This window comes from Aquabacterium sp. (assembly GCF_036279675.1).
GTDB lineage: Bacteria > Pseudomonadota > Gammaproteobacteria > Burkholderiales > Burkholderiaceae_C > Aquabacterium.
The window spans coordinates 1-14,295 of the sequence record NZ_DASUIS010000001.1; the positions used below are offsets into that span (position 1 = coordinate 1).

The 14,295-nt window shown below is 63.2% G+C and carries 7 protein-coding genes; 2 read left to right on the plus strand and 5 right to left on the minus strand.

Annotated features, from left to right (window positions below; all coding sequences use genetic code 11):
- The coding region (locus VFW93_RS00005) for a beta strand repeat-containing protein (RefSeq protein ID WP_329691937.1) at window positions 1-5,118 on the plus strand (5,118 nt) is incomplete at its 5' end.
- Window positions 5,119-5,130: 12 nt separating this feature from the next.
- On the opposite strand, the gene VFW93_RS00010 is transcribed toward VFW93_RS00005, so the two are convergent.
- The 5 genes from VFW93_RS00010 to VFW93_RS00030 are packed head-to-tail and all read right to left on the minus strand — an operon-like array spanning window position 5,131 to window position 13,812.
- A complete protein-coding gene (locus VFW93_RS00010; protein ID WP_329691938.1) occupies window positions 5,131-6,267 on the minus strand; it encodes a PA0069 family radical SAM protein in 1,137 nt (378 codons plus the stop codon).
- Between the two features lie 57 nt (window positions 6,268-6,324).
- Window positions 6,325-9,858: a DNA polymerase III subunit alpha gene (dnaE, locus tag VFW93_RS00015; protein WP_329691939.1), complete on the minus strand. Its 3,534-nt coding sequence runs from the start codon at window positions 9,856-9,858 to the stop codon at window positions 6,325-6,327.
- A gap of 38 nt (window positions 9,859-9,896) precedes the next feature.
- On the minus strand, window positions 9,897-10,952 hold the full coding sequence (locus VFW93_RS00020; RefSeq protein ID WP_329691940.1) for a glycosyltransferase family 61 protein: 1,056 nt from the start codon (window positions 10,950-10,952) through the stop codon (window positions 9,897-9,899).
- A complete protein-coding gene (locus VFW93_RS00025) occupies window positions 10,952-12,220 on the minus strand; it encodes a pyridoxal-dependent decarboxylase, exosortase A system-associated (RefSeq protein ID WP_414639538.1) in 1,269 nt (422 codons plus the stop codon). Before VFW93_RS00025 ends, VFW93_RS00020 begins: the two co-directional genes overlap by 1 nt.
- Window positions 12,217-13,812 carry an acyl-CoA ligase (AMP-forming), exosortase A system-associated gene (locus VFW93_RS00030; RefSeq protein WP_414639539.1) on the minus strand — a complete coding sequence of 532 codons (1,596 nt, stop codon included), beginning with the start codon at window positions 13,810-13,812 and terminating at the stop codon, window positions 12,217-12,219. Before VFW93_RS00030 ends, VFW93_RS00025 begins: the two co-directional genes overlap by 4 nt.
- 168 nt (window positions 13,813-13,980) lie before the next feature.
- Between VFW93_RS00030 and VFW93_RS00035 the strand changes: the two genes are divergently transcribed.
- Window positions 13,981-14,292, plus strand: a complete 312-nt coding sequence (locus VFW93_RS00035; protein WP_329691942.1) for an acyl carrier protein — start codon at window positions 13,981-13,983, stop codon at window positions 14,290-14,292.
- The last annotated feature ends 3 nt before the right edge of the window (window positions 14,293-14,295 follow it).

Consider the following 14,295-nt stretch of genomic DNA (forward strand, 5'->3'; position numbering starts at 1 on the left):
CCTGACTACGAGAACCCGACCGACACTGGCGCAGACAACGTCTATGACGTGACCGTCCAGGTCAGCGATGGCACCAACACTGATACACAAGCGATTGCCGTCACGGTCACCGATCTGAACGACAACGCACCGGTTATCACCAGCGATGGCGGTGGTGCCTCCGCCACGAAGAACGTGGCTGAGAACAGCACAGCCGTCACCACCGTGACCGCCACCGACGTGGACACCGGTACCACGCTGACTTACAGCATCACTGGTGGCGCCGATGCGGCCAAGTTCTCCATCAACTCATCTACGGGCGCCCTGACCTTTGTGTCGGCTCCTGACTTTGAGAACCCGACCGATGCCGGCGCAGACAATGTCTACGACGTGACGGTTCAGGTCTCCGACGGCGCCAACACGGATTCACAAGCCATTGCGATCACGGTCACGGATGTGAGCGACAACCCACCCGTCATCACCAGCGATGGTGGCGGCGCGTCCGCAACCAGGAATGTGGCAGAGAACGGTACGGCCGTCACCACAGTGACCGCCACCGATGTGGACAGTGGCACCACCCTGACTTACAGCATCCTCGGCGGCGCAGATGCGGCCAGGTTCTCGATCAACGCATCCACCGGCGTACTCACCTTCGTGTCGGCTCCTGACTACGAATCGCCAACTGACGCCGGAGGCAACAACGTCTACGACGTCACCGTCCAGGTCAGTGACGGCACCAACACGGATACACAAGCCATTGCGGTCACGATCACGGATGTGAACGACAACGCCCCTGTCATCACCAGCGATGGCGGCGGCGCGTCTGCCACGAAGAACGTGTCAGAGAACGGCACGGCCATCACCACAGTGACCGCCAACGATGTAGACACAGGCACCACGCTGACTTACAGCATCACCGGTGGCGTCGATGCGGCCAAATTCAGCATCAACAGCTCAACGGGCGTACTGACGTTCGTTTCAGCACCTGACTACGAATCACCAACAGATGCTGGTGGCAACAACGTCTATGACGTCACCGTTCAGGTCAGTGACGGCACCAACACCGATACGCAAGCGATTGCCGTCACGGTCACGGACCTGAACGACAACGCCCCTGTCATCTCCAGCGACGGCGGGGGCGCCTCCGCCACGAAGAACGTATCAGAGAACGGCACGACCGTCACCACGGTCACCGCCAACGATGTAGACACAGGCACCACGCTGACTTACAGCATCACCGGTGGCGCCGACGCGGCCAAGTTCTCGATCAATTCGTCCACCGGTGTACTGACCTTTGTGTCTGCGCCGGACTACGAATCGCCAACCGACGCTGGTGGCAACAACGTCTATGACATCACCGTCCAGGTCAGCGATGGCGCCAACACGGATACACAAGCCATTGCGGTCACGATCACGGATGTGAACGACAACGCCCCTGTCATCACCAGCGACGGCGGTGGCGCCTCCGCCACCAAGAACGTGGCCGAGAACGGTACGGCCGTCACCACCGTGACCGCCACCGATGTGGACACCGGCACCACGCTGACCTACAGCATCACCGGTGGCGCCGATGCGGCCAAGTTCAGCATCAACAGCTCGACAGGCGTCCTGACCTTCGTTTCGACACCTGACCATGAAAACCCCACCGACAGTGGCGCAGACAACGTCTATGACGTCACCGTGCAAGTGAGCGATGGCACCCATACCGACACGCAAGCCATTGCGATCACGGTCACAGACGTGAATGACAACGCCCCGGTCATCACCAGCGACGGCGGCGGCGCCTCCGCCACCAAGAACGTGGCCGAGAACGGCACAGCCGTCACCACGGTGACCGCGACCGATGTGGACACCAGCACCACCCTGACTTACAGCATCACCGGCGGCGCCGATGCGGCCAAATTCAGCATCAACAGCTCGACGGGTGTCTTGACGTTCGTCTCCGCTCCGAACTACGAGTCGCCAACCGATGCAGGTGGCAACAACGTCTATGACATCACCGTCCAGGTCAGTGACGGCACCAACACCGATACGCAAGCGATTGCCGTCACGATCACGGACCTGAACGACAACGCACCCGTCATCACCAGCGATGGCGGAGGTGCCTCCGCGAACAGGAACGTGGCCGAGAACGGTACAGCGGTCACCACCGTGACCGCCACCGATGTCGATACCGGCACTACCCTGACTTACAGCATCACCGGCGGCGCCGATGCCGCCAAGTTCTCCATCAACTCGTCTACGGGTGTACTGACCTTTGTGTCTGCGCCTGATTACGAATCACCGACTGACGCTGGTGGCAACAACGTCTATGACGTAACGGTGCAGGTCTCTGATGGCACGAACACCGATACGCAAGCGATTGCCGTCACAGTCACGGACCTGAACGACAACGCACCCGTCATCACCAGCGATGGCGGAGGTGCCTCCGCGACCAGGAACGTGGCTGAGAACGGTACGGCCGTGACCACCGTGACCGCGACCGATGTGGACACTGGCGCCACCCTGACTTACAGCATCACCGGTGGTGCCGATGCAGCCAAGTTCTCGATCAATTCGTCCACAGGTGTCCTGACCTTCGTGTCAGCACCTGACTACGAGTCGCCCACCGATGCAGGTGGCAACAACGTCTACGACGTCACCGTCCAGGTCAGCGATGGCACCAACACCGATACGCAAGCGATTGCCGTCACGGTCACGGACCTGAACGACAACGCCCCCGTCATCACCAGCGACGGCGGTGGCGCATCGGCCACCAAGAACGTGGCCGAGAATGGCACGGCCGTCACCACCGTGACCGCCACCGACGTGGACACCGGTACCACGCTGACTTACAGCATCACCGGGGGTGCCGATGCGGCCAGGTTCTCGATCAACTCATCCACGGGCGCCCTGACCTTTGTCTCTGCACCTGACTATGAGAACCCCGTCGATGCAGGCGGCAACAATGTCTATGACGTCACCGTGCAGGTCTCCGACGGCACCAACACCGACACGCAGGCCATTGCCATCACCGTCACGGACGTGAACGACCACGCGCCTGCCATTTCGAGCGATGGCGGCGGTGCCACCGCCACGAAGAACGTGGCCGAAAACAGCACCGCTGTGACCACGGTGACTGCCACCGATGTGGATACCGGCACCACGCTGACCTACAGCATCACGGGTGGTGCCGACGCGGCCAGGTTCAGCATCAACAGCTCGACAGGCGTGTTGACGTTTGTGTCTGCCCCTGACTACGAATCGCCAACCGATGCAGGCGGCAACAACGTCTATGACGTCATTGTTCAAGTCAGCGACGGCACCAACACGGACACACAAGCGATGGCCATCGCGGTCACGGACTTGAACGACAACGCACCGGTGATCACCAGCGATGGCGGCGCTGTGTCGGCAACCAGAAACGTGGCGGAGAACAGCTCGGCTGTCACCACCATCGCCGCCACCGATGCGGACAACGGCACCACGTTGACCTACAGCATCACCGGCGGCGCCGATGCGGCCAGGTTCGCCATCAACTCATCGACAGGCGTACTGACTTTCGTTTCGGCACCCGACTACGAGTCGCCCACCGATGCGGGCGGCAACAACGTCTATGACGTCACCGTTCAGGTGAGCGACGGCACCAACACGGACACACAGGCCATTGCCGTCACGGTCACGGGCGTGAACGAATCCCCCACGGCTCAGATAGCCCTGGGCAACTACAACGCCACTGAGAAGGTTGGCCTGACGCTCCACGGCACCGGCATTCAAATCGCCGACCCCGACGCCTTGAGTGGCACTGTCCAGGCTCAACTATCTGTCGGCCAGGGCATTCTGAACGTGAGCGCTGGCAACGCCGGGGTCAGCATCACGGGGTCCGGCAGCAACACCGTGTCGATCACGGGCACGCTCGCTCAGATCAATCAACTGCTGTCTGGCGGCAGCACGGGCACGATCAGCTATGTCAACAATCAGGATGTCCCCTCGCCGACCGACTCCCTCACCTTGACCGTGAACGATCTGGGCAATACCGGCGCAGGCACGGCGCTCAGCGACAATGCCTCTGCCACCATCAATGTGACTGCCGTCAATGACAGCCCGGTCATGAGTGCCATCACACTCACAGCCAACGCTGCGCCATCGGCATCCTGGAGCAGCGGCACCCTGCTCAACGGCTCGAGTGATCCAGACGGAGACACCTTGACCGTACGCGTACTGCAAGGCCCGCAGCACGGCACGCTGAGCATCAGCGGCAGCGGCCAGGTGACGTACACGACCAATGTGGGCTATGTGGGCAGCGACAGCTTCAGCTATGTGGCTTTCGATGGGCAAGCCGACAGCAGCAATGTGCGTGTGATGAACATCCAGGCGTCCTCACCCCTTGTGGACATGGGCCCAAGCGGCAACACATCCAACACCGACAGCCCACCCACCAAGGTCGACACCACCAACAAGAACGACAGCGACACCAGCACGCCCAAGCCCACCAAGGTCAGTGAACCCAAGCCTGTGCGCGAAGAGCCCATTGTGCTGGCACCGCCGTCCAAGGCAGACGTCACCGACAGCACGGAAACGGGTTCCGTTGGCGCATTGCTTCATCAGTTGACAAACAGCACATGGACACCTGGCAGGATCTCGGATTCGTTCGGAACCGCAAGGCAGATCTTCTTTGCGCCGCCTGCAGGGACCTACGTGACGTCCGCCATGTCTACCGCGGCCAATACGCCCTCGGTCATGCAATTGCTTGACCTGATCAAGCCCAACCTGGAACACGCTCCGGACATCAACCTGTCGCTCACCCCGCTGAGCAGCGTGACGCATGCCCTGCCCGCCGGCCATCTGGCTGATGCAGACGCCGCCGACAACGACAGTGGACGCGCCCCCATCCGCCTGACCAAGATCGCCACCTACTCGTCCGGACTGGGGTTGTCGATCGGCACGATCTGGTGGACGGCCCGCATGTCAGGCCTGGTGACCAGCGCGCTCATCAGCACCCCCGCCTGGCGATCGCTTGACCCCCTGCCCGTGGTGACCTCACCCACCGACGAGCAAGACGATGAACACGATGGCGACAGCCGTCTGGGCGACCGTGAAGTGGAGCATCTGTTCGACGGCGACAAGCCCGTCGAACAGGACATGCCCATCATCCAGTAAGGCTCACGCCGATCAGAACAAGCCCAACTGGACCTCGTCCTCCTGGTGCAAGGCGCTGCGATCAAAGTGGCTGCTGTCCAGCTCCAGCGCCAGGCGCCCCATGCCATGGCGCGCCGCCGACTTGCGAACCCGCTGCGCGATCAAGCGGGCCCACACCCCTTCACCCTTCATGCGCAAGCTGAAGTCAGCGTCATAGTCCTTGCCGCCACGCAATTCGCGCACCCGGGCCATGATGCGTGCGGCCTTGTCCGGCACGTGGTGCATCAGCCATTCTTCGAACAAGGGCTTGACCTCCCAAGGCAGGCGCACCACCGTGTAGTGGATGTTCATGGCCCCGGCCAGGGCGGCCGCCTCGATGATCTGCTCGATCTCGGGCTCATTGAGAAAAGGGATGATGGGCGCGACATTCACGCCGACCGGCACGCCAGCTTGCGCCAGCCTTTGAACGGTCTGCAAGCGCCGCATGGGCGCGGCAGCGCGCGGCTCCAACCGCCTGGACAGATCGCTGTCCAGGGTGGTGATGCTGATCATCACATAGGCCTGCTTGCGCGCACCTGCCACGGAGAGGATGTCAAGATCGCGCTCGACACCACTGGATTTGGTCACGATGGTGAAAGGATGCTGACAGGCATGCAGCACCTCCAGCACGCCACGCGTGATGCGCCACTCGCGCTCGACGGGTTGATAAGGATCCGTTGCCGAGCCGATGTTGATGGGCGATGGCTCGTGCCCCTGGCGGGCCAGTTCGCGCCTCAGCAGGTCGGCCGCATTGACCTTGGCCATCAGGCGCGTTTCAAAATCCAGCCCGGGCGACAGGTTCAGGTAGCTGTGGGTAGGTCGGGCATAGCAGTAGATGCAGCCATGTTCGCAGCCCCGGTAAGGATTGATCGACCAGGTGAACGGGATGTCTGGCGAATCATTGCGTGACAGGATGCTGCGAGCCTGCTCGGGCGTGACCTGCGTCGGGACGGGGGCCGCCACGTCATCCTCGCCCCACAAGGCCTGATCGCCAGATGGCGCCAGCTCGACGTGTTCATCCACTTCACGCTGCGCCCCCTCGAAGCGATGCGCGATCTGCGTGGTCGTGCCTCGCCCCTTGCGAGGCGCACTCAGCTTGCGCGGATCAGGGAGGGGCTGCACGATCGACATACTGTATTTTCATACAGTATTCAACGCTTGGCAAGCACCACGCGAATGACCCGAAGATCAGCCCTCGCCGTACACCACGGTGGCCTGCGCCTCTGGCATCAGTTCCTTGAAGCGCTGCATGGCCTGGTCGCTGGGGTACACGCGGGCGGCATCGCCCAACTCCATCTCGGCACGCGCTGCGATATCAGGCGTGCGCCGCTCGATGATCACGCGCACGGGCAGGCCTTGCACCGTGTCGGGCAGATCGGGCTGGGGCGCCTCGATGCGCCGCGCCGGGAACTCCCGCAACACATCGGCAATGGGGAACTTCTGATCCTTGGCCTGCACCCGCACGAAGCGCGCGTAACGGCAACGTGCCGCCGCCAGGCTGAACACCTGCTGCACGTTCAGACGCAAGCCGCCCGAGAAGCGATCGGTCTGCACCTTGCCCTGGATGATGACGAGTTCGTCGTCCTTGAGCAGGTCCTTGTTGGCGTCCAGCGTGTCCTGGTTGGCCACGGCCTCGATCACATCGCTCTTGTCGTCGAGCTTGAAGATGGCCACGCGGCCGCGCGTGCCGTTGATGATGCGCAACTCGCTGATGATGCCGGCCACCACTTGGGGGTCGCGGCTGTCCTTGAGGTCCCCGATGCGCTGGCGGGCAAAGCGCCGCACTTCGGATTCGGCTTCGTCAAACAGGTGGCCAGAGAGGTAGAAGCCGATCGCGGTCTTTTCCAGCGACAGGCGTTCTTTCAAGGTCCACGGTTCGGTGGGCACCAGTTCCGGCTCGTTGGTGGAGGCCGCATGGCTGTCGCCGAAGTCGAACAGGCCACCTTGATCGGCGTTGGCCACCAGCGTGTCAGCGTACTCGAAGGCCAGCCCCACACTGGCCAGCAGGCCTGCACGATGTGGTTCCAGCGAATCAAACGCGCCGGCCTTGATCAGGGCCTCGACCACGCGCTTGTTGACCAGCTTGCGGTCCACGCGCGCGCAGAAATCGAAGAAGCTCTTGAAGGGCCCATTCTCCTTGCGCTCGCGCACCAGTGCTTCGATGGCGCCCTGCCCCGTGCCCTTGACCGCACCCAGTGCATAGCAGATGGTCTTGTTGCCCGTGGGCACGAAGCGCCACTCGCCCTGATTCACATCGGGTGGCGTGAAGGTGATGCCAAAGTTCTGCGTGGCATCGTCATGGAAGATCTTGAGCTTGTCCGTGTCATCACTCGACACGCTCATGTTCCCTGAGAAGAATTCAGCGGTGTAGTGCGCCTTCAACCAGGCCGTGTGGTACGCCAGCAAGGCATAGGCCGCCGCGTGCGACTTGTTGAAGCCGTAGCCCGCGAACTTCTCCATCAAGTCGAAGATCTCATTGGCGAGGTTCTCGCTGATGTCGTTCTTGGCTGCACCGGCCGCGAAGATGGAGCGGTGCTCGGCCATCTCCTCGACCTTCTTCTTGCCCATCGCACGGCGCAGCATGTCGGCGCCACCGAGCGAGTAGCCCCCCACCTTCTGGGCCACCTGCATCACCTGCTCCTGGTAGACCATGATGCCGTAGGTCTCCTTGAGCACGGACTCCATCAGCGGGTGCGGGTAGTCCACCTCTTCGCGACCGTGCTTGCGGGCACAGAACGAGGGGATCAGGTCCATCGGACCTGGTCGGTACAACGCCACCAGCGCAATGATGTCCTCGAAGACGCTGGGCTTGGCGTCTCGCAGCATGCCTTGCATCCCGCGGGATTCAAGCTGGAACACGGCCACGGTCTTGCCCTCTGACAGCAAGCGATAGGCGGCCGCATCATCGAGCGGGATCTTGGCGAAATCGAAGTCCTTCTGATCCGGGTGGCGCGCGACGATGTAGTCCTTGGCCAGCTCCAGAATGGTCAGCGTGGCCAGGCCCAGGAAGTCGAACTTCACCAGGCCGATGGCTTCCACGTCGTCCTTGTCGTACTGGCTCACGGCCGAGTCGCTGCCGGGCTGCATGTACAGCGGGCAGAAGTCGGTGATCTTGCCCGGCGCAATCAGCACGCCCCCGGCGTGCATGCCGATGTTGCGCACCATGCCTTCCACGCGCATGGCCAGCTCCAGCAGCGAGGCCACTTCTTCTTCGGCCTTCTCGCGCTCTTCCAGTTCGGGCGCTTCCTTGCGGGCGTAGATGATGCCGGGATCGGGCTCGGCGGGCACCTTGGCCAGCGTCACGCTCTTGCCCGGAGGCGCGGGGATCAGCTTGGCGATGCTGTCCACATGGCCATAACCCATGCCCAGCACGCGGCCCACGTCACGCAAGGCGGCCTTGGCGGCCATGGTGCCGAAGGTGGCAATCTGCGAGACGGCATCGCGGCCGTAACGGTCCTTCACGTAGTCGATGACGCGGTCGCGGTTGCCCTGACAGAAGTCGATGTCGAAGTCAGGCATCGAGACACGCTCGGGGTTCAGGAAGCGCTCGAACAGCAGGTTGTACTTGAGCGGGTCCAGGTCCGTGATCTTGAGCGCGTACGCCACCAGCGAGCCGGCACCGGAGCCCCGGCCTGGCCCCACGGGGCAGCCGTTGTTCTTGGCCCAGTTGATGAAGTCCTGCACGATCAGGAAGTAGCCAGGGAAGCCCATCTTCAGGATCGTGTTGATCTCGAAGTCCAGGCGCTCGATGTAGCTGGGGCGTTGCTTCTCCCGCTCGGCCTCATCAGGGTAGAGATGGATGAGGCGCTCTTTGAGGCCCTCGTGAGACAGCTCGCGGAAGTAGTCTTCCATGGGCTGAGGCTCACCATTGGGCATGATGGGCGTGGGAAAGTTGGGCAGCTGTGGTTTGCCCAGCACCAGGGTCAGCGAACAACGGCGGGCAATGGCCAGCGTGTTGGTGATGGCAGACGGGATGTCGGCAAACAAGGCCTCCATCTCGGCCGTGGTCTTGAAATGCTGATCGCGCGTGAAGCGCTTGACGCGCTTGGGGTTGCCCAGGGTCTCGCCCTCGGCGATGCAGGTGCGCGCCTCGTGCGCCTGGAAGTCATCCGGCTCCTGGAACTGGATGGGATGGGTGGCCACCACCGGCAGTTGCAGACGCGCGGCCAGGGGCACGGCATCACGGATGTAAGGCTCGTTCGTGCTGTGCCCGGCACGTTGCAGCTCGATGTAGAAGCGGTTGGGGAAGGTCTCGGCCAGCTTGCGGGCCTGCGCTTCGGCCTTGGCCACATCCCCCATGAGCAAGGCCTGCCCCACCATGCCCATTTCGGCGCCAGACAGGCAGATCAAGCCTTCGTTGTTGGCCGCTAGTGAGGCCCAGTGCACCCAGGCGTGCGAGCGCTGCCCCGGCGCCGTCCAGGCCTCGCCCAGCAGTTCGCACAGGCGCAGATAGCCCTTGCGGTTCTGGATCAGCAGCAAGAGGCGGGTGGGCGCCTTGCCGGCTTCATCGGGCTCCACCCACACATCGGCGCCGATGATGGGTTGAACGCCCTTCTTCTGTGCGCTTTTGTAGAGTTTGAGTGCACCGAAGAGGTTGCTCAGGTCGGTCACCGCGACCGCGGGCTGGTTATCCTTGGCCGCAGCCTTGACCAGATCGTCAATACGGACGGTGCCGTCAACGACTGAAAATTCGGTGTGGGAGCGCAGATGTACGAAAGGCATCCGTGCATTGTAAGAAGCCCCGGCACGGGTGCCGAGCTTCAGGGCTCGATTCGGTCCAGCAGATGCAACAACTCGGGGATGTTGACCGAAAAACCTTCTTCTGCCCGGTCACACACCACGAAGCCAAAACGCATGCCCATGGCGTCGGTGAACTCCTTGTACTGGGTACAGAAGCGATCCGGAGGTTGCAGCACCACGAGCGCCGCGTCATCGGCCATCGAGAAAATGGCATGCGAAATCTGGCTGCCTTCGATGCTCACCACCACCCGGGCATCCAGGCTCATGCGGGTGACCTCGGCCGCCGAGAGTTGCATGGGGTCGATGACCGTGAAGCCCCGCTGCATCAGCACGGCTTCCAGCTCGGCTTCGTTGGCCATCACGCGGCGTTGCCCCGCCATGCCGCGACGGATATAGAGGCGCCCGGAGCAAGCTGATGGCGGTGCGTGACGGCGCAAGGCCTGGCGCAACTGGCGATAGCGGTCGATCTTGGATGCGTTGTAGGCGGGATCCACAAAAAAAGTCATCTCTCGGATACGGGCTCGTTGCACCACGCGCTTGGGCGGCAAGCCCAGCAAGGCACGGTAGCCCGCCTCATGCCCGGACGGCTTGGACATCAGCGACACGTTATGAGCCAGATCCGTGCTCAGCAATTCCAGCGGGAAGTCATCCAGCAGGAGGCAACCAAAATACAAGGTGCCGGAGTTCGTGGACACCATCGTGGCCTGATCCAGCGGCGGCTCGGTCTGCAGGGGCGGCAACCACCAAGGCGCCTCGCCGTACCCGCCCAGCCATTCGAATCCACCGCAGTACAGGTAGCCGGCCACCACATGCACATCACGCAGCAGATGGCCCGTCGTGGGCTTGAGCAACACCTCGCCACCACGGATCAAGGGCTCCTCGACCTCCCAGGTTCTGAAGGGCGACAGCTGGGTGATCTTGTCGACGGCGCCATCCGGGAACAAGGCGGGCGGCGCCACGCTGCGGGCCTCGGGGCACACCGTCCAGGTGCGCTCGCACACGTCCTCCAGCGTCACGGGGCGCCCAGCCAGCGCACGCCGCACCGAGCGGCGCAAACGAGGTACGTTGAGAGCCATCAGACCAGCACTTCCCTGACTTCAGGGTGGCCCAGAAAACGCTGCGGGCTGGCAGACGCGCCGTAAGCCCCCGACTGCATGATCGCGACCAGGTCACCCGGTTCGGCGTGAGGCAATCGGCAACGGTCGCCCAGCAAGTCCAGCGGCGTGCACAAGGGCCCCACCACCGACACGGCCTCCATGTCCACCGTCGCCACATCGGACGCCTTGCCCAGGCGCACGGGGTAGTTCTTGCGAATGACCTGACCGAAGTTGCCCGAAGCAGCCAGGTGGTGGTGCAGGCCACCATCCGTGACCAGATAGGTCAGGCCGCGCGAGACCTTGCGGTCCAGCACGCGGCAGACATACACGCCAGCCTCACCCACAAGGTAGCGCCCCAGTTCGATGGAGAGTTGCGCCTCGGGCAGATCGGTTCCGGCACGCTCGATGAGTTCGGCCAGATTGGCACCAATGGGTGCCAGGTCCAGGTGCTTGTCGCCCGGGAAATAAGGGATGCCAAAGCCGCCACCCAGGTTCAGATGCCGAACCGGCGCCGGGGCACACTGGGCCAGACGAACCGCCAGCTCATACGACTTGCATTGCGCTTCCACCACCGCCGCTGCATTCAGGTTCTGCGAGCCGGCGTAGATGTGAAACCCTTCAAACGCCAGTTGTGCCTGGCCGATGGCCGCCAGCAGCTCGGGCACCACTTCGGCATCCACACCGAAAGGCTTGGGGCCACCGCCCATCTTCATGCCCGAGCTCTTGAGATCGAAGTCCGGGTTCACGCGAACGGCCACGCGGGCCGGCAACCCGAGCTCGCGCGAAGCTGCCTGCAGGATGGGCAGTTCGCGGAAGGACTCCACGTTGAGCAGGATGCCCGCCGCCACGGCGCGATGCAGTTCGGCCTCGGTCTTGCCTGGCCCGGCGAAGCTGATGTGGCGGGCGTCCATGCCCGCATCCAGCGCCACCATCATCTCGCCGGCAGACGCCACGTCCAGGCCATCGACCAGGCCCGCCATGTGCTGCACGACCGCCGGCATCGGATTGGCTTTCATCGCATAGCTGATGCGCAAGGCTGCCGGCAAGGCGGCTCGCAACTCGGCGACGCGGGCCGCCATGGCTGCGCGGTCATAGGCGTAAAAAGGCGTGCTCCCGACGCGGGCAGCCAGTCGCAGCAAGGGCACACCGCCCACCGTCAATTCGGCCAGCGCATCGGCAAAGTAACGCATCGGAGGATGCACGGGCGGCGCAACAGGTGCGGAAGGCTTGGGGGCTTGCTCAGTCATGTCGGGCTCGTCAGTTGCGCCACCAGGGCCTTGCGGTCGATCTTGCCATTGGGGTTGCGAGGCAGGCTGCCCGTGCGCACTTCGATGCGCCGGGGCACCATGTACACAGGCAGACGCTGGCGGCACTCGCGCAGCAAGGCATCCACGCCCACATCCTGCGCACCAGCCGGTGGCGTCACCACGACCACGATGGCCTGACCCAAGGCAGCATCGGGCTCGCCAAAGGCCACGCATTCGCCGACCAGCCCTGTCGAATACAGGCCCTCCTCCACTTCCGTGGGGCTGACCCGGTAACCCGAGGTCTTGATCATCTCGTCATGGCGGCCAATGAAATACAGGTAGCCCTCGGCATCGCGGCGCACCATGTCGCCCGAAAACACGGCCATCTCGGGCACCATCACAGCGCCATGGCGCACGCCTGCCGCCGCGGGCAAAGGCTTGTAACGCTCGGCCGTGCGCTCGGGATCATTCCAGTAGCCCAGGGCCACGAGTGGCCCGCGCTGCACGAGCTCGCCCGGCTCATCTGCCTCACACGGTGTGCCGTCCGGCCTGAGCACGAGCACCTCGGAGTTGGGAATGGCCTTGCCGATGGAATCGGGCCGCAGGTCGACCTGATCGGGCGGCAGGTAGGTGGCACGGAAGGCCTCCGTCAGCCCGTACATCAGGAAAGGTGCGCTGGCAGGAAACAGGCGGCGCAGTTGCGTCAGGGTTTCCAGCGGCATGCGACCACCGGTGTTGGCAAAGTATCGCAAGTGTGTCGCCACGGATTCCGGCCACTTCATCTGGCACAACTGAATCCACAAGGGTGGCACAGCGGTGAGACCGGTCACGCCTTCCTTGGCCATGGCCTTGACCACGTCCTGTGGCAACACATGGTTGAGCAGCACAACGCGTGCGCCCACATGGAAGGCTGTCGTCAGCTGCGAAAAGCCGGCATCAAAGGACAGGGGCAAGGCAGCCAGCAGGACGTCGTCTGCCCGGTTGCCCAGATACTGGGCGACGCTCTTGGCACCCACCAGCATGTTGCGATGCGACAGCACCACGCCCTTGGGCTTGCCCGTGCTGCCGGAGGTGTAGAGGATGGCCACCGGGTCGGCGTCAATCACGCGATGCCCCTGGACAGGCGCGGCGCTCAGGATCTGCTCATAGGCGTGCAGCGCCACACCGGCCGGCACTGCCTGCCCGTCGAGCTTGTCGGTCAGGACCACATGCCGGACATCCGGACATTCGGCCAGCGTCTCCAGCAAGGCCGGCAGACGCTGAGGTGAAGTCACCAGCACACGCACGCCGCAGTCACGCAGGATGTGACCGATCTGCATCGGCCGCAGGATGGGGTTGATCGGCACAAAGACGCCGCCCGCCGCGCTTGTGCCAAAACAGGACACAACCGTCTCGATGCGCTTTTCGAGGAACACGCCAACGCGCTCACCTCTGGCCAGCCCCAGCTTGATCAAGCCCGAAGCCCAAGCGCTCACCTGCGTCTGCAACTCGCCATAGGCGAGGTGCTGCTCGCCGTAAGTCAGGGCGAGAGACGAGGCATGGCGGGCTGCCGCACTCGTCAGCAGGTCGTGAAGCAGATGGGTTTCCGTCATGAAGGGGGCAAACAAGGTCAGGCTCAGGCGTGAATGAAGATTATGACCTCGGCACCCGACCCTCGTTCAGGGGAGCAAGGGTGAAAAACCCCACACACACGGGCCCCGTGGACAGGGGGCTGCCGCGGCACCACGTGGTACGCTGCAAGCCGCCTGCCAGAAGGCCTCATGCCTGACACCAGACTGCCTTGCCTGCGATTGCCGGCCAAGGCCCAAGAGGGTTCCACCTTGTCCACGCACCTCCGCCAAGTTCTTGCCTTGCTTGACGACAACCTCAGCCTCAATGGCCGCAGCGCGTCGTTTGATCGTGATACGCCCCTGCTCGGCGCCTTGCCCGAACTGGACTCCATGGCCGTGGCCACCCTGATCACGGGCATTGAAGAAGCTTTTGGCGTCTCGATTGGCGACGACGAGATCGATGGTTCCGTCTTTGCAACCGTGGGTTCGCTGGCCGATTTCATCGCCCAAAAACTCGGCTGAGCC